The organism is Microbacterium schleiferi (genome assembly GCF_020781975.1).
Classification (GTDB): Bacteria; Actinomycetota; Actinomycetes; order Actinomycetales; family Microbacteriaceae; genus Microbacterium.
Window position 1 is genome coordinate 342,119 of record NZ_JAJGNI010000001.1, and the last position, 22,981, is coordinate 365,099.

Here is a 22,981-nt window from a genome sequence, read left to right on the forward strand (position 1 = left end):
TCATGTCACACCCTGCACCACCAGATACCGCGCACGCGGACACGGAACCGAAACGCTCGCCGCTCCAGGATCGACACGTCGCGCTCGGCGCCGCCTTCACGGACTTCGGCGGCTGGCAGATGCCGGTGCGCTACGCATCCGACCTCGCCGAGCACCACGCGGTGCGGCAGGCAGCAGGCCTGTTCGACATCTCGCACATGGCCGAGTTCCTGGTCACGGGAGAGCCCAGCGGCGCGTTCCTCGACTACGCCCTCTCGGGCGATCACTCGGGCATGCGGGTGGGGAAGGCCAAGTACTCGCTCGTCCTCACCGAAGACGGCGGCATCGTCGACGACGTCATTGTCTACCGCACCGCTGAGGATCGGTACCTTGTCATCGCCAACGCAGGCAACCGGGATGCCGTGGCCGAGGCGCTCCGGCTTCGGGCCGCTCGCGCGCCAGTGGCGGCATCCTTCCTCGCTCCGCGCGAGCGTCGTGAGGGCACCGCGTTCTTCCTTTTCGTTCCGGGTGTGTCTGACACCGCCCAGATCGAGGATGTGACCGACCAGTTGGCGCTTGTGGCGGTCCAAGGGCCAGCCGCGCGGGAGGTCCTCGAGGCGACTCCCGAGATCGGTGAGGTCACTCCGGCGTTCTCTGAGCTCGGGTACTACGCCTGGGCTGCCGGATCCTTCAGCGGAGAGCCCCTCTTCATCGCCCGCACCGGCTACACCGGCGAGGACGGCTTCGAACTGCTCGTGCCCCATCGCGCGGCGGGTGCCCTTTGGGACGCTCTGCTGGCGGCGGGAACGCCGCTGGGGCTCGTTCCGGCGGGGCTGGCGGCGCGCGACACCCTGAGACTGGAGGCGGGAATGCCTCTCTACGGTCACGAGCTCTCGCTCCAGACGACTCCCGCCCAGGCGGGGCTAGGCCGCAGCGTCGCCCACGGCAAACCCGACTTCGTGGGCAAGCGGGCACCGCAGGCCTCGGATGCCGACAGTCGCGTGCTCGTCGGGCTGGTTTCTGAGGGCCGTCGCGCCGGCCGCGCCGGGTATGCGGTCGTCGACCCGGCGGTCGACGGTGCCCCCGTTGTCGGCGAAGTGACCTCGGGAGCGCTGAGCCCCACTCTCGGGCATCCGATCGCCCTGGCCTACGTCGAGCCCGCACTCGCCGCGCCTGGCACCGAGCTGGCGATCGATGTGCGCGGCACGCTCATTCCTGCATCCGTAACGACCCTGCCCTTTTACCGGAGGACGACATGACCGACCTGACGACCCTGAAGTACACCGCCGAACACGAATGGCTGCGCCTGGAGGGCGACGAAGCCGTGATCGGGATCACCGACTACGCCGCCGACAAGCTCGGCGATGTCGTCTTCCTCGAGCTCCCTGGTGTCGGCGACGGCGTATCGGCCGGTCAGGTCTGCGGCGAAATCGAGTCGACCAAGTCGGTCGGTGAGCTGTTCGCGCCCGTCGACGGGGAGGTGCTCGCCGTCAATCACGAGGCGATCGATGACCCGTCGGTCGTGAACTCCGACCCGTTCGGGGCCGGCTGGCTCATGAAGCTCAAGGTCACGCCCGCCGACATCGACGCGCTCCTGGACCGTGACGCGTACGTCGCCCTCACCGGCGGCGCTGCATGACCGTCGGATCTTTCGCCGAGCGCCACATCGGAACCGACGCCACTGCCCAGCGCGCCATGCTCGACGCGCTCGGCTACGAGAGCGTCGATGCTCTCGTCGAGGCGGCGGTTCCGGCATCCATTCATGCCGCGCCGCGGGAGGGATCACGGATTCCGCTCGCCGCGACCGAGGCCGAGGCGCTCGGAGAACTTCGGGAACTCGCCTCGCGCAATCGCGTGTCGCGGTCGCTGATCGGCCTCGGCTACTACGACACGCTCACGCCCGCTGTGATCGCGCGCAATGTCTTCGAGAATCCGTCCTGGTACACCGCCTACACGCCCTACCAGCCCGAGATCTCGCAGGGCAGGCTCGAGGCGCTCATCACCTTCCAAACGATGGTGACCGATCTCACCGGGATGGCGACAGCCGGCGCGTCGATGCTGGACGAATCGACGGCCGTCGTCGAGGGGATGCTGCTGGCTCGCCGCGCCTCGAAGAGCGCGTCGAGCGTGTTTCTCGTCGACGCTGACGCCCTGCCGCAGACGATCGCGCTGCTGCGCCACCGGGCCGAGGCGCTGGGGATCGAGGTCCGGGTCGTGTCCTTCGATGAGCCCGAGGCCGTTCCCGAGGCTTTCGGTGGCTTCATCCAGTTCCCCGGGGCGGCGGGCCGAGTCTGGGATCCGAGCGAGGTCATCGCGGCGATCCACGACCACGGCGGACTTGCCGTGGTCGCCGCCGACCTTCTCGCCCTCACGCTGCTGCGCTCGCCCGGCTCACTCGGCGCCGACGTGGCTGTCGGGACGACACAGCGTTTCGGTGTGCCGATGGGCTTCGGCGGACCCCACGCCGGATACCTCGCGGTCCGGGCAGGGCTCGAACGGCAGCTGCCGGGGCGCCTGGTCGGCGTGTCGGTGGATGCCGACGGTCGCCCCGCGTACCGGCTGTCGCTGCAGACGCGTGAGCAGCACATCCGTCGCGAGAAGGCGACCTCGAACATCTGCACCGCCCAGGTGCTGTTGGCCGTCATGGCGGCGATGTATGCCGTTTATCACGGGCCCGAGGGGCTGAAGCGGATCGCTCAGGGCGTGCACGCGAAGACGGCCCTGGTCGCCGGATCGCTTCGTGCGCGCGGCATCGAGGTGCTGACGGAACACTTCTTCGACACGATCCAGGTGCGGGTCGCGGATGCCGCCGCCGTTGCCTCAGCGGCGGCGGGGCTCGGCATCCTGCTGCGACGCGTGGATGAGACCACGGTCGGGATCTCGATCGATGAGGTCAGCGCTGCCGATCCGTCGATCGAGGCGGATCTGCTCGCGGCGTTCGGTGCTGCGGGCGAGGTCCACGGGGTGGAGACAGCGGCGGACTCTCTCGCCGGCTCGGCCTTCACTTCGCTGGCCGGGGTGCGCATGTACCCCGAGCCGCTCCGCCGCACTGACGCCTACCTCGCTCACGAGGTGTTCCACGCGCACCGGTCTGAGACAGCCATGATGCGATACCTGAAGACGCTCGCCGACCGCGACTACGCGCTTGATCGCGGCATGATTCCGCTGGGTTCGTGCACGATGAAGCTCAACGCCGCTACCGAGATGGCGGCAGTCTCGTGGCCGGAGTTCGCGCGGATGCATCCGTTTGCTCCGGCATCCGATGTCGAGGGATATCTCGAGCTGATCGATCAGCTCGAAGTGTGGCTGGCTGAGGTCACCGGCTACGACGCCGTCTCGATGCAGCCGAATGCCGGGTCCCAGGGCGAGCTCGCGGGCCTGCTCGCGATCCGCGGGTACCACCGCTCGCGGGGCGACGAACAGCGCACGGTATGCCTCATTCCGTCGTCCGCGCACGGCACGAACGCGGCATCCGCGGTGCTCGCCGGGATGCGCGTCGTGGTCGTTGCGTGCGACGAGGCAGGAAACGTCGACCTCGACGATCTGCGCGCCAAGATCGCCGAGCACACCGAGACGCTCGCCGCCCTCATGATCACGTATCCCTCGACGCACGGCGTGTACGAGCACGAGGTGCTGGCGATCACTGCGGCGGTGCACGAGGCCGGCGGTCAGGTCTACGTCGACGGGGCGAACCTCAATGCGCTTGTCGGGTACGCGCGCCTCGGCGATCTCGGTGGCGATGTGTCGCACCTGAACCTGCACAAAACGTTCGCGATCCCCCACGGCGGCGGCGGGCCGGGGGTCGGCCCGGTGGCCGCCAAGGCGCACCTCGCGCCGTTCCTGCCCTCCCATCCGATGGCACAGCAGGACCGGCATCCGTCGCTCGCGGATGCCGACGGCGCGGTGTTCGCCGGGGGTCCGATCTCGGGTGCGCCGTACGGTTCGGCGTCCATCCTGCCGATCTCGTGGGCGTACGTCCGGATGATGGGCGCTGACGGCCTGCGTCAGGCGACAGGCAGTGCGGTCTTGGCGGCGAACTACACCGCGGCCCGCCTGCGTGAGCACTACCCGGTGCTGTACGCGGGGGAGAACGGACTCGTCGCACACGAGTGCATCCTCGACCTGCGGCCCCTGCGGGACGCCACCGGAGTCACGGTGGATGACGTGGCCAAGCGCCTCATCGACTACGGATTCCACGCGCCGACGATGTCGTTTCCCGTTGCGGGGACGCTCATGGTCGAGCCGACCGAGTCCGAGGATCTCGGTGAGCTCGAGCGGTTCATCGAGGCGATGATCGCGATCAAGGCCGAGGCCGATGCTGTCGCTGCGGGGGAGTGGCCTGCTGGCGATAATCCGCTCGTGAATGCTCCGCACACAGCCGAGGCCATCGCGGTCGGCGACTGGCAGCATCCGTATTCGCGCGAGCGAGCGGTGTATCCAGTTCGTTCCTTGGTGCGTTCGAAGTACTGGCCGCCGGTCCGCCGGATCGACCAGGCCTACGGCGACCGCAACCTCGTCTGCGCCTGCCCACCCCCCTCCGCGTTCGCCTAGCCCCGCGCCCTTCGCCGTGAGACGTAACCTGGCGCGGGAAACGTCAGCCCGCCTCACGCGCGAGGTTCCGTCTCGGGCGGTGTGAGTGAGACGTGAGGGTGGCGAGCATGGCGGGTACGGGTGGCCGGATGCGGCGCACGCCGCTTGCCTCGAGCGTTCGTCGCAGGGGCTCGGCGCGCATGGCGTCGTTCCAGTCCCAGCGCGCGAAGCCGCGCAGGTGGCGACGTAGGCGGTCTTCGCGGCGCTTCTCAGCGGCAAGGTCCGCGGGGGTGCGGTACTTGCCGTATCCGTCGGACTCTCCGGCGATGTCGGAGCGCGGCCAATAGAAGTCGCAACGGTCGTTCTGCCCTTCGAAGTGGAACGGGTGCTGGAGCTCAGGTTCCTCGTACCCCAGCCAGCCGATGACCGCGCGGCTGACCGATTCGCCGACGCTCTCGGAGCGTGGATCGGCGTGTTCAATGGCCCATGCGCATCGGCGGCGGTGACGGCGATCCACCTGCAGCAAGAAGGCGTCACGAATCTCCGCGATGGTGCACAGACCGAGTTGACGCTTGCCGATCGTCGCGTCCACGGCCGCCAAGCCCCACGCGGGCGGAAGGGCGCGGGCCAGGGCGACCGCGGTGTCAGCCGGAGCAGTAAGCAGGAGGCCCCCTGTCTCCACGAAACGCGACGTCGTGAGGCTCGCGTGTCGAACGACATCGCCTACCCGGTGCGAGCGCGTCGCCTGGCCATCCAAGAGATGGATGTCGCGAGGTTCACCGAATATCGGCTGACCCCAGAGGGCAGCGGCAGACTCACGGCAGAACAACGCGTCCGGTCGGAGCAGCGCGACGGCGTGGACGCGTGCGAGGTAGCGATCCCACGGCGCGAGAGTGCGCCAGGCCGCCGCATCCGCCCATACGCCGTGTCGTACGGGCACCAGCGTGCGGTCATCACGCGGTCGAGCTGTTGGCGCGGCATCCGATGCAACGTGAAGGACAACGGGACTCGGAGCAATCGCGAGCTTGGGTGGCATCCTTCATCGTCGGCAGTTCCCCACCTACCCATTCCGGGCAACGCCCCCATCGGTGGACAACCCTCACGCCCCTCTTCCCGTGGAGGATCCCCGCTCCCGGCCACCCCGCTCCGTGAGACGTGCACTCGCGCGAGGGACGTGCCCCCGTGCGTCGCGCCAGGCTGTGTCTCACGGCATCAGCGGCGGGCGAGGCTAAAAGACGCCGGGGAAGAGGGTTACCGCGAGGGGGTAGCCGATGAAGGCGACGATGTCGATGAGGGTGTGGGCGATCACGAGGGGCATGACCCGGCCCCACCGGCGGTAGCACCAGCCGAAGACGACACCCATCGCGAAGTTGCCGACGGTCGCACCGAAGCCCTGGTACGCGTGATAGGCGGCGCGAAGACCGGCGGTCGTCAGGATGATCGCCCACCAGTTCCAGCCGAACCGGCGGAGGCGATCGAACAGGTAGCCCAGAAAGATGACCTCCTCGGTCAGCCCCGCCCGTAGCGCCGCCAGCATCAGTAACGGCACGGTCCACCACGCGGCATCCAGCGGCGACGCGCTCACCTGCAGCGTGATCCCGAGCGCGCGGCCCGCGACGTAGAGGGCGAGCCCCGGGATGCCGATCACGGCGCCCAGGAGCAGAGCGCGGCCGGCATCGCCACCGAACCGCGAGAAGTCCAGACCGATGCGCCGCAGCGCGTTGGACCCCGGCTCCCACAGCAGGTAGATGACCAACGCGACCAGCGCCAGGCCGAAGAAGATGTTCAAGAACTGGTAGAGCGCATTCCACAGCGCTTCGGCGTCCCGATTGGGGTTGAGCTGGGTCTGCTGCTGCGCGAGAGTCTGGTTCTCTTGAGCGGCCCGGATGAGCGACCGTGTGAACGACAGGATGCTGTACAACGCCGACTGGCCGACGGTGATCGCAAGGACGATCCAGACTTCCCACGTCAAGCGCGTACGTGTTTGCCCGTCAACGGGCGAAACGTTCAGCACTTCGCTCACAACGAGAGGCCGCTTCGGGGGGTGCACCTTGTCAGATTGCCACATGCAACTCCCGCCGAGTTAAGGGTATGTAACTTTTCGGCCTCGGGTTTTGAACAACTCACAGCGCGCGCTTAGGGTTTTTCCATCCGTGCCGGGGTCTCCCATGCCCCCGGCACATAACCCCTTGCACAGGAGGAAATGTGAAGATCGCACGTCTTGCGGCGGGCGTAGGCGTCGTTGCGGTGGGAGCACTCGTGCTCGCCGGCTGCAGCAACCCCTACCAGTCGGATGTCGTGGAGAACTCCGAGGTCACCGTTGCGTACAACGAGGGCTTCTTCCACTTCAATGACGACAGCTCCGCTGGCAACAACACCGCCAACGGCAACATCAAGTACATGACCGACACGACGTTCGGTTACTACAACAACACTCCCGAGTGGGTGCGCAACACCGACTTCGGGTCCTATGAGGTCGTCAGCGAAGACCCGCTGACGGTCGAGTACACGATCACCGCTGACGCGGTGTGGTCTGACGGTGTGCCGATCGACGAGGCAGACATGCTGCTGCAGTGGGCGGCGATCTCCGGAAACGTCAGCGACGCGTTCTCGCCCGCTGCCACCACTGGCTACAACCTGATCACCCAGACCCCCGAGACCGGCGACAAGACGATCACCCTCGTCTACGACGAGCCCTACGTGGACTGGGAGCTCGTGAGCCCCCTCGGCGTGTCGGCCCACGGCACGTACGCGCTCGCGTTCCCCGACGAGTACGCCGACGTGCAGGCTGCCTGGGACACCTACTCGGCTTCGGGCGAGCAGGGCGACTGGGATGCCTACAGTGAGGCGGCCAAGAGCTTCGCTGAGACCGCCAAGCAGAAGGTGGTCGACGCGATCACCAACGGTGATGACGCAGTCCTCGATGCCCTCGGCACGGCATGGGGCGACGCGTATGCGTACACCTCGCTGCCTGACAGCCCGGCTGCGGCGCTCACCAGCGGTGCCTACACGATCGAGGAGACGGCTGAGGACCAGTACACGACCCTCGTCGCCAACCCGCTCTACACATGGGGACCCTCGCCGAAGTTCGAGCGCATCACCGTTCGTGCGATCGGCGACTCGACCACCGCGCTGCAGGCCCTCGAGGCCGGCGAGCTCGACATCTGGACGGGCCAGCCCACCGCTGACATCCTCCAGGTCGCTGAGGGTATCTCGACCGCCGAGGTCCAGACCGGTGTGCAGGCTTCGCACGAGCACGTCGACCTGACCGTCAACAACGGCGGCCCGTTCGACCCGGCCACCTACGGTGGCGACGAGGCGAAGGCTCTGGCCGTTCGCCAGGCGTTCCTGAAGACGATCCCGCGCCAGGAGATCGTCGACAAGATCATCGTTCCGCTCAACCCCGACGCTGTGGTTCGCAACGCGAACCTCGTGAGCGCGGCTGACACGGTTCGTTACCCGATCCTCACGGCAGACAACGGCTCGGCCGACTACACGGATGTCGACATCGAGGGTGCCAAGCAGCTCCTCGCCGACGCCGGTGTCACCACGCCGGTCGAGGTCGGCTTCTGGTACCCCGAGGGCAACGTCCGTCGTGGCCAGGAATTCGAGCTCATCTCGGCATCGGCAGCTCAGGCGGGCTTCCAGCTCGTCGACCAGAGCGAGCCGAACTGGGAGTTCACCGACCCGTCGATCAACCCGATCAACCCGCACGACGCTGTGATCTTCGCCTGGTCGCAGACCAGCCTCGCCGTGGGTGGCTCGGACCAGATCTACGCCTGCTACGACTTCGCAGCACCGGACACCAAGGGTGGCAACTACAACGGCTACTGCAACGAGGACGTCACGTCCGCGCTGCAGACGCTGAACGTCACCTCGGACTACGACGCCCAGACCGACCTGCTCAACCAGGCCGAAATGGGTATCTGGTCGGATGCCGTCACGATCCCGATCTTCCAGTTCCCCGGCCTGCTCGTCTCGAGCGACCGCGTGAGCGGAGTGAAGGCCATGCCGCTGAGCCCGGACTACTTCTGGAACTTCTGGGAGTGGGCCCCGGTCGACGCTGAGGGTTGATCCCTCCTTCCCCGGACGCGGCTGAGCCGCTTCCGGGGAAGTCGACAACTAGCGTGGGCGCCGAGGTGACCCCTCGGCGCCCACAGCTGTGTCGCGGCGACCGGCCGCGACACAGCATGCCGTAGTACCTTTGGGCGAAGCTCTGCCCCGAACGGAACATCCATGACACCTGAGTCCGCGAACCCGCGAGGCCGAACGTGCTGACGTTTCTCCTCAGGCGGCTGGGCGCGATCCTGCTCGTGCTGCTCGTCGCATCCTTCATCGTCTACACCCTCACTGCGATCGGAAGCGACCCGCTCCGCGACCTTCGTGCTAGTAGCGCACCGAACCGGGAAGAGCAGATCGCCTACCGGATCGAGATCCTCAACCTGGACCTTCCGCCTGTAGTCCGCTACTTCACGTGGCTGGGCGGGGCGGCCAAGTGCCTCATTCTGCAGTGCGATCTTGGTGTCGCTTACACGCGCGGCAACCAGCCGGTCACCGAGGCGCTGGCTTCTGCCGCCGGCGCGACGATCCAGCTTGTGACCGCCGCCACGATCATCGCGATCCTCGTCGGTGTCGCGATCGGTATCATCACGGCGCTTCGCCAGTACAGCGGCTTCGACTACAGCGTCACCTTCCTCACCTTCATCGTCTACTCGCTCCCGATCTTCTGGGTGGCGGTGCTCCTGAAGGAGTTCGGCGCCATCCGCTTCAACGAGTTCTTGGCCGATCCCACCGTTACGTGGCTCGCGATCCTCATAACCGGCCTGATATCCGGGGTCGTGTTCATGAGCCTCCTCGGCGGCTCGTGGAAGACCAGGTTGATCACCTTCGGCTCTGCCTTCGTCGCAGCAGGTGGACTGCTCTGGTTCCTCGGCATCACCGGATGGTTCGCGACCCCCACGGTCGGGATCATCGGGGTGATCGTCACCGGCATCGGCGCCGCGGTCGGCGTGACAGCCGTCTCGACGGGTCTTGCCAACCGCCGCGCATTGCTGGCGTCTTTGATCACCGTTGCGATCTGGATCGCGCTCTACTTCCCGCTCCAGTACCTGTTCTTCTACGTCCCCGAGGGATGGATGCTGATTCTGCTCGGCATCGCCGCCATCGGTATCGGCATCGTGGTCGGCATCGTGGTCGGTGGCGACGGCAAGCGGGAAGCAGCGCGTACCGCGGCGATCGTCAGCTTCATCACCTTCTTCGTCATCGTCATCGACCGGGTCCTGCTGGTCTACCCCGACTACGTCCAGCGGATCCCGCAGAGCGGCGTCATCGCGACGATCGGCTCGCGCACCCCGGGTTTGCAGGGCGACATGTGGTTCCAGATCCTCGACGGGTTCTCGCACCTGATCCTCCCGACGATCGCTCTGGCCGTCGTGTCGATCGCGGCGTACACGCGGTACACGCGGTCGAGTCTTCTGGAAGTCATGAATCAGGACTACGTGCGCACCGCACGAGCCAAGGGCCTCACCGAACGCACCGTCGTGGTTCGGCACGCGATGCGCAACGCGCTCATTCCGATCGCGACGATCATCGCTTTCGACATCGGCGCGCTCATCGGCGGCGCTGTCATCACCGAGACGATCTTCGCCTGGAAGGGCATGGGGTCGTTGTTCGTGGATGGCCTCGAAAAGGGTGATGTCAACCTCGTGATGGGCTTCTTCGTCGTCACCGGCGTTCTGGCGGTCATCTTCAACCTGATCGCCGACCTTCTCTACTCCGCTCTTGACCCACGGATCCGGGTGAACTGACCATGGCGACTTCGCTTCCCACAGATGCGCCCCAGGACCGGGGCTCCGAGCAGACGATTGAGCAGAAGGCCGTCGCGGGGATGAGCCAGGGGGCGCTCGTGCGCCGCCGATTCTTCCGTCACAAGCTCGCGATGACAGCTCTGGTCATCCTCGTCCTGGTGATACTCCTGGCCTTCACGTCTGTCGGTACCGTTATCGGCGGAACGGGTAACCTCGAGGCGAACGCCGCTGGCGTGCTCTCGATCAACGGCTGGCGCATCGAGGGCTGGTGGCCCCTGAACTGGTGGACCGCCTACCCCGTCGTCAACGGTGGGGCTCCGACGATCACCTGGTGGCCGTTCAGCCTCGGTGAGCATCCCTTCGGTCAGGACACGCTGGGCAAGGACGTGTTCGCGCAGGTCATGCGCGGCACGCAGCAGTCGATCACCGTCATGTTCCTGGTCGGTCTGGTGTCGCTGATCGTCGGCGTCAGCCTCGGCGCCGTGTCGGGCTACTTCCGCGGATGGTCGGACTCGCTCATCATGCGTTTCACCGACGTCATCATCATCATCCCGATCATCGTGCTCGGCTCGATCATGGGAAAGCTGTTCGGCGGCAACGCGTTCGTCTTCGGACTCTTCCTCGGCATCCTGAGTTGGACGGGTCTTGCACGTCTCGTGCGCGGCGATTTCCTCTCGCTCCGAGAACGCGAGTTCGTGGATGCGGCCCGGGTCGCCGGTGCGAGCAACGCGCGCATCATCTTCCGCCACATCCTGCCCAACGCCGTCGGTGTCATCATCGTCAACACGACACTGCTCATGAGCGCTGCGGTGCTGACGGAGGCGGCGCTGAGCTTCCTCGGCTTCGGTATCCAGTACCCGGATGTCTCGCTCGGCCAGATCATCTCCACCTACCGCGAGGCGTTCCGCACGCGCCCGTGGCTGTTCTGGTGGCCGGGTCTGTTCATCATCCTGCTCGCCCTGTGCATCAACTTCATCGGTGACGGTCTGCGCGACGCGTTCGACCCGCGTCAGCAGGCGAAGGTGAGCCGCCGCAAGGCCGCGCGCGCCGTTGCTGCGATTCCGTCGGTGCAGGCTGTCACGATGGTCGAGGGGCCAACCTCGGACTCCGACGCGCCGTACACGGATGAGTTTGGTGCCGAGTCCCAGCTAACCGACCTAGACCAACGACCCCGGCGAGGACGACGCCCGGGCGAACGCGGCGACAGGCCGGGTGATCAGCCGTGAGGCAGCACGAGGCTCGCCACCGCGCCGGCGGCAAGCGCGGCGGTACCGGCGATCAGCAGCGGATGCCACGTCATGGCAGTTCGGCCGGCGGTCTCGGTGGTGGACGGATCATCCCGTCGATGACGCTCCAGCTCGCGACGTACGAGCGCGGCAGCATCGCCCGAGGCGGTTCCCTCGGCATCCGACGGGCGGCGCGTGTCGTCATCTCCGGGCGTATGAGTCACGTCGGCGCGCTGCGTCGAGAGGGCCTGTCGGGCGCCGGGCGCGGGTGCTGCCCAGGCGCGGATGAGTCGGCCGCCGCGCGTGCGGATCGTCAACGCGAAGCGGGAATCGACGCTGTCGATGTCGCCCCAGGGCACACGGTAGGTGCGAACGATGTTGCTGATCTCGACGAAGCCTTCCGAGACGCGAACGTAGGGGCGCAGGTACAGCAGCCAGGCGCCCCAGCCCAGCAGCACGACAGGCCACGCCCAGCGGGCCAGGTCGATGAGGCCGCCGTCGACGGCGATGAACACCAGCGCAGCTGCCGAGATCACGAGGGCAATCGCGGCGATGATCATGCCGCCGCGAGGGCGAAGAGTGACCGGTTCGGGCATGCGCCCATCCTGACACGGGAGAACGAACGATGACCTCTGATCAGCCGCGAACCGGCGGGCGTATGGGCCGGAAGGATCGGGGAGCGACGCAGGCCGGAGTGCCGAACTCGGGACCCGCTCTGTCGGTGTCGAACCTCGGCGTTGAGTTCTTCGTCGGAGGCAGCTGGGTCGCCGCCGCCAAGCACGTCAGCTACGACCTCATGCCCGGCAAGGTTCTGGCCATTGTGGGGGAGTCCGGCTCGGGAAAGAGCACGAGCAGTATGGCGATCATGGGCCTGTTGCCCAAGAACGCCAGGGTGACCGGAAGCGCGAAGCTCGCCGGCACGGAGCTGATCGGCGCCCGGCCCGAGGCACTGCGCAAGGTCCGCGGTGAGGGAATCGCGGCGATCTTCCAGGAGCCGATGACGGCCCTGAACCCCGTCTACACCGTGGGGTTCCAGATCTCCGAGGCGCTGATGACCCACCGTCCGGGTATGACGCGCAAGCAGGCCAAGGAGCGTTCGCTCGAACTGCTGAAGCTGGTCGAGATGCCCGACCCGCTGAAGGCGTTCAACTCGTACCCGCACCAGCTGTCGGGTGGTCAGCGTCAGCGTGCCATGATCGCTCAGTCGATCTCGCTCGAGCCGCGCGTTCTCGTCGCTGATGAGCCGACGACAGCCCTGGATGTCACGGTGCAAGCCGAAATCCTCGATCTGCTGCGCAACCTCCACACCAAGCTCGACTCCGCCATCATCCTCATCACCCACGACATGGGCGTGGTGGCAGATATGGCCGACGACGTCATGGTGATGAAGGACGGCGACGTCGTCGAATACGGGCCCGCCTCGCAGGTATTCGGTGAGGCTGAGCACCCTTACACTCGTGCGCTCATGGCGTCGGTTCCCCACCTCGGCCTCGGCGAGGCCCAGGTGGAGGAGGAGACGCGACGCGACGAGTCAACGGCGGCGCTGCGCCTGGAGAACGTCTCGATCGAGTACCCCAAGCGCGGTCGGGTACCCGCCTTCCGGGCCGTATCGGATGCCACGCTGTCGATTCAGCCGGGCGAGGTGCTGGGCCTCGTGGGTGAGTCAGGGTCAGGCAAGACGACCATTGCGCGCGCCATCGTGGGCCTCGTACCGATCGCGGAGGGAAGCCTTCGCGTTGCAGGCCAGGACATGGTCGGGGTAGGCCCCAAGGAGTTGCGCGCGGTGCGCCGCAAGCTCGGGATCGTGTTCCAGGACCCCGGTTCTTCGCTGAACCCCCGCTGGCCCGTCGGAGAGTCGATCGGGGAGCCGCTGGAGCTCGCCGGTCGTGAGCGCAAAGAGATCTCCAAGCGTGTCGAGGATCTGCTGGACCTCGTCGAACTGCCGCGCGATTTCCGCAACCGGTACCCGCACGAGCTCTCGGGTGGGCAGCGTCAGCGCATCGGTATCGCCCGCGCTCTGGCCCTCGACCCCACTGTGCTGGTGGCCGACGAGCCCACGAGCGCGCTGGATGTCTCGGTTCAGGCGCGCGTGCTCGAGCTGCTGCAGGCCATCCAGAAGGAGAAGCAGTTCGCGACGCTGTTCGTGACCCACGACCTCGCGGTCGTCGATCTTCTGGCCGATCGCATCGCCGTCATGCAGCACGGACGCATCGTGGAGCAGGGCACGAAGGAGCAGATTCTGCGCAACCCGCAGGATGACTACACCAAGCGCCTCATCGCTGCTGTTCCGGTTCCGGATCCTGCCGAGCAGCGGCAGCGCCGCGAGGCGCGGGCAGCGCTCCTGGCCGAGCAGAAGTCGGCCTGAGACGAGGACGACTCCGCGCTCAGCTGCCCGCAAGCGCTCCTGAGATATCCTGGGATGCGCCGGCATCCCGGCCGCCTCCCCACCCGCAAGGATTCCCTCATGGCGCATGCCCTCCGTTCGGACCTCCGAAACGTCGCGATCGTCGCGCACGTCGACCACGGCAAGACCACGCTGGTGGATGCGATGCTGCGCCAGACCGGCTCGTTCGGCGAGCACGCGCACGTGGAAGAGCGCGCGATGGACTCGAACGACCTCGAGCGCGAAAAGGGCATCACGATCCTCGCGAAGAACACCGCGATCACCTACAACGGCGTCCACACCGAGGTCCCCGTGACGATCAACGTGATCGACACGCCAGGGCACGCCGACTTCGGGGGAGAGGTCGAGCGCGGGCTGTCGATGGTCGACGGCGTCGTGTTGCTGGTGGATGCGTCCGAGGGGCCGCTTCCGCAGACGAGGTTCGTGCTGCGCAAGGCGCTGGAGGCGAAGCTCCCCGTCATCCTGCTCGTCAACAAGACGGATAGGCCGGATGCTCGCATCGCCGAGGTCGAGGAAGAGTCGCACGACCTGCTGCTGGGCCTCGCGTCTGACATGCACGAGGACGTCCCGGACCTCGACGTCGACGCTCTCTTGGACGTGCCGGTCGTCTACGCCTCAGGTCGCGCCGGCGCTGCCTCGCGGAACCGCCCCGAGAACGGGTCGCTCCCCGACAACGACGACCTCGAGCCGCTGTTCGAGGCGATCCTCGAGCATGTTCCGGCGCCGTCGTACGACGACGAAGCGCCGCTGCAGGCATGGGTGACGAACCTCGACTCGAGCCCGTTCCTCGGTCGTCTGGCGCTGCTGCGGGTCTTCAACGGGACCCTCAAGAAGGGCCAGACCGTCGCCTGGGTGCGTCACGACGGTTCCCACTCGAACGCGCGCATCACCGAGCTGCTCAAGACCCGTGCGCTCGAGCGCTATCCCGCCGAGTCAGCAGGACCCGGTGACATCGTCGCGATCGCGGGGATCGAAGAGATCACGATCGGCGAGACGATCGCCGACCCCGAGGACGTCCGACCGCTGCCGGCGATCACCGTCGACGACCCCGCTATCTCGATGACGATCGGCACGAACACCTCGCCGCTTGTCGGCAAGGTCAAGGGCCACAAGGTCACGGCACGCATGGTGAAGGACCGCCTGGACCGCGAGCTCATCGGCAACGTCTCCATCAAGGTCGTCGACATCGGGCGGCCGGATGCCTGGGAGGTGCAGGGACGCGGTGAACTGGCGCTTGCCATCCTCGTCGAGAACATGCGCCGCGAGGGCTTCGAGCTGACCGTCGGCAAGCCCCAGGTCGTCACCCGGAAGGGGCCGAACGGGCAGACGCAGGAGCCCTTCGAGCACCTCACGATCGATGCGCCCGAGGAGTATCTCGGCGCGATCACGCAGCTGCTTGCCGCGCGCAAGGGCCGCATGGAGACGATGGTCAACCACGGCACCGGCTGGGTGCGGATGGAGTTCGTCGTGCCCTCACGTGGACTCATCGGCTTCCGCACCGAATTCCTCTCGATCACGCGCGGCACCGGGATCGCCAACGCGATCTCGCACGGCTACGACGACTGGGCCGGGCACATCGTCGCTCGCCAGAACGGTTCGATCGTGGCCGACCGTGCTGGCGTCGTCACTCCGTTCGCGATGATGGCGCTGCAGGAGCGCATGAGCTTCTTCGTGCAGCCCACCGAAGAGGTCTACGAGGGCATGGTCGTCGGCGAGAACACGCGAGCCGATGACATGGACGTGAACATCACCAAAGAGAAGAAGCTCACGAACATGCGTTCTTCCACGGCTGATGAGCTGGAGCGGCTCACGCCGCCGCGACAGCTCTCCCTGGAGGAGAGTCTGGAGTTCGCCCGCGAAGACGAATGTGTCGAAGTCACTCCCGAGAAGGTGCGGATCCGCAAGGTGATCCTCGACCAGACCGAGCGTGGTCGCGCTGCATCGCGCCTGAAGCGGCAGGACGCCAACGCCTGACCGGCGTCGCCCACGGGTCGACTCGACCGCGGACGGATCAGCCGTTGAGGATCAGCTCCTCCAACTGCTCGAGCATGTGCGCGGGCAAGTCCGAGTCCGGTCCTGTCGCGTTGAGTACGATCGCGACAGCCGTCTGGGACTCCGGGTGGTACATCGCGAGGGCCTGGTAGCCGAGGCCATTGCCGGTGTGCCCGATCCAGTCGCCGATGCGACCGATGCCGAAACCGTACTCGTCGTAGAACGGGCTCGCCGGGTCGGGGGCGGTGTCGCGCCACTCCGAGAGCCGACGCTCCTGCGAAGCGTCCGACACGAGCGTTCCCGCGCCCAGCGCCTCGGCCCACGCGGCAAGGTCTCCCGCCGTACCGAACAGGCCGCCGGCGGCAGAGAACGCGCTCGCGCGGACGGCGGGAAGCTCCTCCACGGTGCCGTCAGCATCCACCTGGAACGGGGCTGCGGTCCCCTCCGGTGGCAGAACGTTTCCCGGATACACGACTGACGCGAGCTGGAGCGGCTCCAGGATGCGTGACGCGACCGCCTCGGGCCAGCTGAGCCCCGAAGAGGTGTCGATGATCTGCCCGAGTAGGACCGTGTTGGTATTGGAGTACTCGTAGCTCGTCCCGGGAACGAACTCCTCGGGAACGCCGTCCGTGAGCCCGTACAGGGTCGTGTCGGTCCAGCTACGCGTCCAGTCCTCGACCAGCAGGTCGACAAGGCCCGCTTGCGTCGAATAGCTGGGCACCCCCGAGGTCATCGTGGCAAGCTCATCGATCGTGGCGGCCGTCTCGATCCCGGTTCCGGCAGTGGGCGCCGGCGCATCGAGATCCAGGATGCCGTCGTCGGCTAGCTGCAGCACGACGGTCGCGACGAACGACTTGGTCACGCTGCGGTAGGCAAACAGGGTGTTATCGGTCACTGGCGTGCCACTGGCATCCGCAACTCCGGCAGGGTAAACCGTGGTCGCCCCGTCGCGGCGGATAGCGATCGCGCCGCCGGGGACGGATGCCGATTCGAGCGCTGCGGCGAAAGCCTCGCTTACCGGGTTCGAGGGCGCTGCGGCGCTGCATCCGGACACGAGTGCTGTGACGGTGGCGGCCGTGATAGCTCCCGCGAGCATGCGCCCGCGATATCGGGTGTGGCGGGTCATCGTTCCAGCCTAGAACGAGAGTTCAGCGCATTTCGGACACCAGGACGGCGCTCGTGCCCGCGACGAGGGCCTCGAAGACGTGCGCTGCATCGCCCGGATAGCAGAGGTAATCGCCGGGCTCCAGGTCGAAGGGTGAGTCGCGCGGACCGACGCGTGCGCTGCCCGAGAGGAGGACCACATGCTCAGTGGTGCCCGTCGGATGAGCGTCCGAGAGTCGCGGCGAGCCTGGTTCGGCGCGGAGGAGGTACAGGTCACGCCTGACGTTCGGTGCGGCAGCCGACAGGAGCAGCGCCTCGTACGCAGAGCCCGCGGCTCGCACTCCGTGGCCATCGCGCGCTCGGATGAGCGTCGGCTCGCTCTCGCGATCTTCCACCAGTGCGGCGAAGGGCGCGCCGAGAGCGGTGGCGATCGCCCACAGGGTCTCGACGTTGGGATTGGCCGAACCTGCTTCGATTTGCGAGATGGTGGCCTTGGACACGCCCGAGCGTCGAGCCAGCTCTGCGGCAGAGACCCCCGCGCGTTCGCGTTCGCGGCGCACGGCGGTCGCGATGCGAGACGCCAAGCTCATATGGTTCAGTATGCCGAACGATTGTCTATTTGACCAAACGAAATGGCTGCTGCAGGATGGCGAGCATGGAGCCGGTCGACGTGCCGCCGGAAGGCGGCGAGACGGATGCCGCACGCGGAGCGTGGCGCCAGGGCGTGAGTGTCGCGCTGGCGACAAGCGCGTACGGCGTTTCGTTCGGGGCGCTGTCGGTCGCGGCGGGACTTGATGTCTGGCAGACCTGCATCCTGAGCCTCGTCATGTTTACCGGAGGTTCGCAGTTCGCCTTCGTCGGGGTGATCTCCGCCGGCGGACTCGCGGCGATCCCGGCAGCCGTCGCGTCGGCCGCGCTCTTGGGCGTGCGAAACGTCGCGTACGGCATCCGGATGTCGACCCTGCTGCCCCCGGGGCGCTTGACCCGCATCGTCGCGCCGCAGTTCACAATCGACGAGTCCACGGCAGTCGCGCTCGCGCAGCGAACGCCACGCGCGCGAACCGTCGGCTTCTGGGTCACCGGCATCGGGATCTATGTCGGCTGGAACCTCTCGACCCTTATTGGTGCGCTCCTGGGCGACGTGCTCGGCGATCCGCGCGCGTACGGACTCGACGCCGCGGCCGCAGCCGCTTTCCTCGCCCTGCTGTGGCCGCGTCTGCGCGGAAGGCAGCCCATCGTCGTGGGGATTGCGGCCGCCGTCGCGGCTACCGTGCTGACGCCTTCGCTCATGCCCGGTCTCCCGGTGCTGATCGCCGCTGTGGTCGCTATCCTGGTCGGCTGGTTCGACTGGGGCTCGCGGTCCGCCGCGACGCGCACCGCCGGTGTCGAGGGGCTCGACGAACCCGACGATCTTCCAGAGCGGGAGGGGCTGCCGTGACGTTGTGGAGCGCAATCGCGCTGGCATCGGTGATCTGTCTGGCTCTCAAGGTGACCGGATACCTCGTTCCGCCGCGCCTCCTCGAGGCGCCGCGGCCCGCGCGGATCGCCGACCTGTTGACGGTCGCGTTGCTCGCCGCGCTGGTTGCCGTGCAGACGCTCGGGGTCGGCGAGGCGATTGTGGTGGATGCCCGGGTCCCCGCTGTCCTGGTGGCGGCGGGCCTGCTCCTGCTGCGCGCGCCGTTTCTTGTCGTGGTGGTCGCGGCAGCTGCGGTAGCGGCAGCGCTGCGGTGGTGGGGTCTGGCTGTCTGAGGTTTCGTGCAGCGCCACCGCGATACAGTGATGCGGTGCAGCGCTTCTCGTTCCTTCGGCTTGCCGCGTGGGTTGTTGCGCTGGTTGTCGGGGCGATCTATGGGGCCGCAGGTACCGTCAGTCACGCATATCGCGTATTCGGCATCCCGGTGGGACTCGTCCTGGCCATGGTCGCCGGCGCGGCAGTCATCATGGCGGTGCGCCTGCTCACAGCTGACCGGTGGGCTGCGCTTGCCACCGGGCTTGGCGCCATGGGTGTGACGATCGTCCTGTCGGGCACTGGAGCCGGCGGTTCAGTGATCGTGCCGCAGTCGATACTGGGCGTCGTATGGACCTTGTGGCTTCCCCTTGTCACCGCTTTCGTGGTCGCCTGGCCCGAGCGGGTCGATCGCGGCCGGGCGGTCGAGGCAGCCGACTAGACTTGCATTCGTGACGTATGTGATCGCCCTTCCGTGCGTCGATGTCAAGGATCGCGCCTGCATCGACGAGTGCCCCGTCGACTGCATCTATGAGGGGGAACGTAGCCTCTACATCCACCCTGACGAGTGTGTCGACTGCGGCGCCTGCGAGCCCGTGTGCCCCGTCGAGGCGATCTATTACGAAGACGATCTGCCCGAGGAATGGCAGGACTACTACAAGGCGAATGTCGAGTTCTTCGATGACCTCGGCTCGCCCGGGGGAGCAGCAAAGGTCGGTGTGATTCCCAAGGATCACCCGGTCATCGCTGAGCTGCCTCCGCAGAACCACTGATCCCGGATTTCGACGGATGGGCGTCGCCGATCTGGCCGATTACCCGTGGGACGCGATGGTGCCCCACGCTGCGCAGGCGCGCTCCCACCCCGACGGGATGGTCGATCTTTCGATAGGTTCACCGGTCGATCCGACTCCCGAGGTGGTCGCTCGAGCTCTTGCGGCAGCGACCGACGCTCACGCCTACCCGCAGACCGTGGGCACGCCCCTGTTGCGGGAGGCGATCGTCGACTGGTATGCCCGCCGTCGAGGGGTTCCGGGGCTCACGATCGACGATGTGCTCCCGACGATCGGGTCGAAGGAACTCGTCGCCCTCTTGCCGCTGCTCCTCGGCCTCGGGCCCGGAGATGTCGTCGTCCATCCGGTGGCGGCATACCCGACCTACGAGGTCGGTGCACGAGTAGTGGGGGCGACCCCGATCGCGGCCGACGATCCGGAGCAGTGGCCCGAGAACACTCGGCTGGTCTGGGTGAACTCGCCGGGCAACCCCGACGGCGCCGTGCTGGATGCTGCGGCGCTGCGTACCGCCCGGGAACGCGCGAGCGAGCTCGGAGCGGTGTTCGCGAGCGACGAGTGCTACGCCGAGCTCGGGTGGGAAGCGCCGTGGGACCGCGAGCAGATTCCGTCAGCTCTGGACCCCCGCGTCACCGGAGGGAACAACACCGGAGTCCTGTCGGTGTACTCGCTGAGCAAGCAGTCGAACCTCGCGGGCTACCGCGCAGCCTTCGTCGCGGGCGACACCGCGATCATCCAGCGGATGCTGACAGCCCGTAAGCACCTGGGGCTGATGCCGCCGGCGCCCGTTCAGGCGGCGATGGCTGCCGCCCTGCGCGATGACACGCACGTCGCCGAGCAGCGGGAGCTGTACCGGCACCGGCGCGGGATCCTGCTTCCCGCCGTGCAGGAAGCGGGATTCCGGGTCGATCGGAGCGAGGCCGGCCTGTACCTGTGGCTTACGCGCGGTGAGGGCGCCTGGACCTCCGTGGAGTGGTTCGCGCAGCGCGGCATCCTGGTCGGACCTGGCGTCTTCTATGGCGCGCAGCACTCGCACCACGTCCGGCTCTCGTTGACGGCAACCGATGAACGTATCGCCGCTGCGGCGGATCGCCTCCGCGCGGGCTAGACACCCCCCACGCCCGCTCGGGCACCGCGCTGCGAGGTTTCCTCCATCGAAAGAGCACCCGCTTTGGCTGTGCGCACAGTAGGCCGGGCCGACTACTAGGCTGTAAAGGCAGCCCGGGCACCGACGCGTGCTTGGACGGCTCCGCGAGGCGGCGAACCCGTCCCGGTGCCGACGACAGCCCCAGACAATGCAAGGAGGCGCCGTGGACGACGCGCAGACCCCGCAGCAGAAGGCCATCCTGACCGTCGGCGATCGGACCGCCGAGTTCCCCGTGCTCCACGGCACCGACGGAGTACCGAGCATCGATGTCGCAACCTTTACGCGGCAGACGGGGTACACGGCCCTGGACTACGGATTCGTCAACACCGCCTCCACCAAGTCGGCGATTACCTATATCGACGGGGATGCCGGCATCCTGCGCTACCGCGGTTATCCGATCGAGCAGCTCGCGACTCACAGCACGTACCTCGAGGTCGCGTGGCTGCTCATCTACGGCGAGCTGCCCACGGCCGACGAACTCGCGGAGTTCGACAACCGCATCCGTCGCCACACACTGCTGCACGAGGACCTCAAGCGCTTTTTCGGCTCGCTGCCGCCGACCGCGCATCCGATGTCGGTGCTGTCGGCGGCGACGGCCACTCTGTCGACCTACTACGAAGACGAGTCCGACCCCCACAATCCCGAGCACGTCGAGGTCAACACGATCCGGCTTCTCGCGAAGCTCCCGGTCATTGCGGCCTACGCCCACAAGAAGAGCATCGGCCAGGCTTTCCTGTACCCCGACAACTCGATGAGCTTCGTCGACAACTTCCTCAAGCTCAATTTCGGTGTCCTATCGGAGCTGTACGACGTCAACCCCGTCGTATCCCGGGCGCTCGAACGGTTGCTGATCCTGCACGAGGACCACGAGCAGAACGCGTCGACCTCGACGGTGCGCCTGGTCGGGTCGACCGGCGCCAACCAGTTCTCGTCGATCTCGGCGGGTATCAACGCGCTTTACGGCCCGCTGCACGGCGGTGCCAACGAGGCGGTTCTCTCGATGCTCGCCCGCATCCGAGACTCGGGCGAGAGCGTCGAACGCTTCGTCGAGCGGGTCAAGAACAAGGAGGACGGCGTCAAGCTCATGGGCTTCGGGCACCGGGTCTACAAGAACTACGACCCGCGCGCAAAGCTCGTGAAGGAGTCGGCCGACGAGGTGCTCTCGGAGCTCGGTGTGCATGACCCGCTCCTGGATCTTGCCAAGCAGCTCGAAGAGATCGCCCTCAACGACGACTACTTCAAGGAGCGTCGCCTTTACCCGAACGTCGATTTCTACACCGGCGTCATGTACAAGGCGATGGGCTTCCCCACGCGCATGTTCACCGTGCTGTTCGCGATCGGCCGCCTTCCGGGATGGCTCGCGCACTGGCGTGAGATGAACGCCGACCCGCAGACCAAGATCGGCCGCCCGCAGCAGCTGTACACGGGCGCACCCGAACGCACCTACCCTGGCGTCTGAGTCAGCTGTCGCGGGGGGACTCTGGCATTCTGAACGGATGCCGAAACTCCTCGTCCGCGTTCCCTCCCCGCTGCTTGCCGACGGCGAGCTGACGCACCTCGACCGGGTCGAAGCCGATCCGGACCTCGCCCTGTCGCAGTGGCGGGACTACGTCGCGGTGTACCGCGACAGGGGATGGCAGGTCATCGATGTTCCTGCGGCACCGGACCAGCCCGACGGCGTCTTCATCGAGGATGCCCTCGTCATATTCGACGACATCGTGGTGATCGGTCGGCCCGGCGCCGAATCCCGGCGCGGCGAAATCGCAACGGCCCGCGCGGTAGCAGAGACGCTCGGTTTTCCTGTGCACGAGATCGAAGCGCCGGGCACCCTCGACGGCGGCGACGTGCTCAAGATCGGGCGCACCGTCTACGTCGGGGCGTCATCGCGGACCAATGATGACGGCATCCGCCAACTGGAGGCCCTGCTGAGCCCTCGGGGATGGAAGGTCGTCGCGGTGCCGGTGACACGCGTCCTGCATCTGAAGAGCGCGGTGACGGCGCTTCCTGATGGAACCGTCATCGGGTACGAGCCGCTCGTCGACGACCCGTCGGTGTTCCCCCGATTCCTCCCCGTGCCCGAAGAGCACGGCACCGCCGTTGTCGTCCTCGACGAGGCGACAGTCCTGATGTCGGCCGATGCACCGCAAACGGCTGCGCTTCTCCGCTCGCGCGGGCTCACCGTCATCCAGACACCCGTGACGGAGTTCGAGAAACTCGAGGGGTGCGTTACGTGCCTCTCAGTGCGCGTGCGTCGCTGACGCGCAGATTCGACCTCGCC

At 67.0% G+C, this 22,981-nt stretch carries 20 protein-coding genes; 15 read left to right on the top strand and 5 right to left on the bottom strand.

Annotated features, from left to right (window positions below):
* Nucleotides 1–2 precede the first annotated feature (2 nt).
* From LL236_RS01840 to gcvP, 3 genes are read left to right on the top strand one after another with little or no spacing between them, the layout of a single operon-like run.
* Entirely contained in the window at nt 3–1,238 is a 1,236-nt protein-coding gene (locus LL236_RS01840) for a glycine cleavage system aminomethyltransferase GcvT (RefSeq protein WP_228177084.1), read from the top strand.
* The gene (gene gcvH, locus LL236_RS01845; protein ID WP_228177085.1) at nt 1,235–1,618 is read left to right on the top strand and encodes a glycine cleavage system protein GcvH; all 384 of its coding nucleotides are present in this window, start codon (nt 1,235–1,237) and stop codon (nt 1,616–1,618) included. The genes LL236_RS01840 and gcvH overlap by 4 nt, the downstream gene beginning before the upstream one ends.
* The gene (gene gcvP / locus LL236_RS01850) at nt 1,615–4,530 is read left to right on the top strand and encodes an aminomethyl-transferring glycine dehydrogenase (protein WP_228177086.1); all 2,916 of its coding nucleotides are present in this window, start codon (nt 1,615–1,617) and stop codon (nt 4,528–4,530) included. Before gcvH ends, gcvP begins: the two co-directional genes overlap by 4 nt.
* Before the next feature lie 43 nt (nt 4,531–4,573).
* Here the strand turns inward: gcvP and LL236_RS01855 are convergent, their stop codons facing one another.
* Both LL236_RS01855 and LL236_RS01860 read right to left on the bottom strand, forming a co-directional pair.
* The gene (locus LL236_RS01855; RefSeq protein WP_228177087.1) at nt 4,574–5,545 is read right to left on the bottom strand and encodes a hypothetical protein; all 972 of its coding nucleotides are present in this window, start codon (nt 5,543–5,545) and stop codon (nt 4,574–4,576) included.
* A gap of 192 nt (nt 5,546–5,737) precedes the next feature.
* Entirely contained in the window at nt 5,738–6,577 is an 840-nt protein-coding gene (locus LL236_RS01860) for a CPBP family intramembrane glutamic endopeptidase (protein WP_267189390.1), read from the bottom strand.
* A gap of 137 nt (nt 6,578–6,714) precedes the next feature.
* On the opposite strand from LL236_RS01860, the gene LL236_RS01865 reads away from it, so the two are divergent.
* From LL236_RS01865 to LL236_RS01875, 3 genes are all read left to right on the top strand, one after another.
* Nucleotides 6,715–8,583 (top strand): ABC transporter family substrate-binding protein, encoded by a 1,869-nt coding sequence (locus LL236_RS01865; RefSeq protein ID WP_228177089.1) that lies wholly within the window; start codon nt 6,715–6,717, stop codon nt 8,581–8,583.
* Between the two features lie 197 nt (nt 8,584–8,780).
* Entirely contained in the window at nt 8,781–10,316 is a 1,536-nt protein-coding gene (locus LL236_RS01870) for an ABC transporter permease (protein WP_228177090.1), read from the top strand.
* A gap of 2 nt (nt 10,317–10,318) precedes the next feature.
* Nucleotides 10,319–11,542 carry an ABC transporter permease gene (locus LL236_RS01875; RefSeq protein WP_228177091.1) on the top strand — a complete coding sequence of 408 codons (1,224 nt, stop codon included), beginning with the start codon at nt 10,319–10,321 and terminating at the stop codon, nt 11,540–11,542.
* Here the strand turns inward: LL236_RS01875 and LL236_RS01880 are convergent.
* Nucleotides 11,533–12,138: a hypothetical protein gene (locus LL236_RS01880; RefSeq protein ID WP_228177092.1), complete on the bottom strand. Its 606-nt coding sequence runs from the start codon at nt 12,136–12,138 to the stop codon at nt 11,533–11,535. The genes LL236_RS01875 and LL236_RS01880 overlap by 10 nt on opposite strands.
* Before the next feature lie 62 nt (nt 12,139–12,200).
* On the opposite strand from LL236_RS01880, the gene LL236_RS01885 reads away from it, so the two are divergent.
* Nucleotides 12,201–13,907 (top strand): dipeptide ABC transporter ATP-binding protein, encoded by a 1,707-nt coding sequence (locus LL236_RS01885; protein WP_228177185.1) that lies wholly within the window; start codon nt 12,201–12,203, stop codon nt 13,905–13,907.
* A 99-nt stretch (nt 13,908–14,006) separates the two neighbouring features.
* The gene (typA, locus tag LL236_RS01890; RefSeq protein ID WP_228177093.1) at nt 14,007–15,920 is read left to right on the top strand and encodes a translational GTPase TypA; all 1,914 of its coding nucleotides are present in this window, start codon (nt 14,007–14,009) and stop codon (nt 15,918–15,920) included.
* A gap of 37 nt (nt 15,921–15,957) precedes the next feature.
* Here typA and LL236_RS01895 read toward each other — a convergent pair whose 3' ends face one another.
* Both LL236_RS01895 and LL236_RS01900 read right to left on the bottom strand, forming a co-directional pair.
* The gene (locus LL236_RS01895) at nt 15,958–17,064 is read right to left on the bottom strand and encodes a serine hydrolase domain-containing protein (RefSeq protein ID WP_228177094.1); all 1,107 of its coding nucleotides are present in this window, start codon (nt 17,062–17,064) and stop codon (nt 15,958–15,960) included.
* Between the two features lie 22 nt (nt 17,065–17,086).
* Nucleotides 17,087–17,632, bottom strand: a complete 546-nt coding sequence (locus LL236_RS01900) for a helix-turn-helix domain-containing protein (protein ID WP_228177095.1) — start codon at nt 17,630–17,632, stop codon at nt 17,087–17,089.
* Nucleotides 17,633–17,697: 65 nt separating this feature from the next.
* Here LL236_RS01900 and LL236_RS01905 point away from each other — a divergent pair, with 65 nt between their 5' ends.
* From LL236_RS01905 to ddaH, 7 genes are all read left to right on the top strand, one after another.
* Nucleotides 17,698–18,480 (top strand): AzlC family ABC transporter permease, encoded by a 783-nt coding sequence (locus tag LL236_RS01905; RefSeq protein WP_228177096.1) that lies wholly within the window; start codon nt 17,698–17,700, stop codon nt 18,478–18,480.
* Nucleotides 18,477–18,791, top strand: coding sequence for an AzlD domain-containing protein (locus LL236_RS01910; protein WP_228177097.1), 315 nt, complete (start codon nt 18,477–18,479; stop codon nt 18,789–18,791). Before LL236_RS01905 ends, LL236_RS01910 begins: the two co-directional genes overlap by 4 nt.
* 35 nt (nt 18,792–18,826) lie before the next feature.
* Nucleotides 18,827–19,210, top strand: coding sequence for a histidinol dehydrogenase (locus tag LL236_RS01915; RefSeq protein ID WP_228177098.1), 384 nt, complete (start codon nt 18,827–18,829; stop codon nt 19,208–19,210).
* A gap of 10 nt (nt 19,211–19,220) precedes the next feature.
* Entirely contained in the window at nt 19,221–19,541 is a 321-nt protein-coding gene (gene fdxA, locus LL236_RS01920; protein ID WP_195691809.1) for a ferredoxin, read from the top strand.
* Nucleotides 19,542–19,557: 16 nt separating this feature from the next.
* Complete coding sequence (dapC, locus tag LL236_RS01925; RefSeq protein WP_228177099.1) at nt 19,558–20,664, top strand: succinyldiaminopimelate transaminase; 1,107 nt, start codon at nt 19,558–19,560, stop codon at nt 20,662–20,664.
* A 202-nt stretch (nt 20,665–20,866) separates the two neighbouring features.
* Nucleotides 20,867–22,162, top strand: a complete 1,296-nt coding sequence (locus LL236_RS01930; RefSeq protein WP_228177100.1) for a citrate synthase — start codon at nt 20,867–20,869, stop codon at nt 22,160–22,162.
* Between the two features lie 37 nt (nt 22,163–22,199).
* Nucleotides 22,200–22,961 carry a dimethylargininase gene (gene ddaH, locus LL236_RS01935; protein WP_228177101.1) on the top strand — a complete coding sequence of 254 codons (762 nt, stop codon included), beginning with the start codon at nt 22,200–22,202 and terminating at the stop codon, nt 22,959–22,961.
* Nucleotides 22,962–22,981 lie beyond the last annotated feature (20 nt).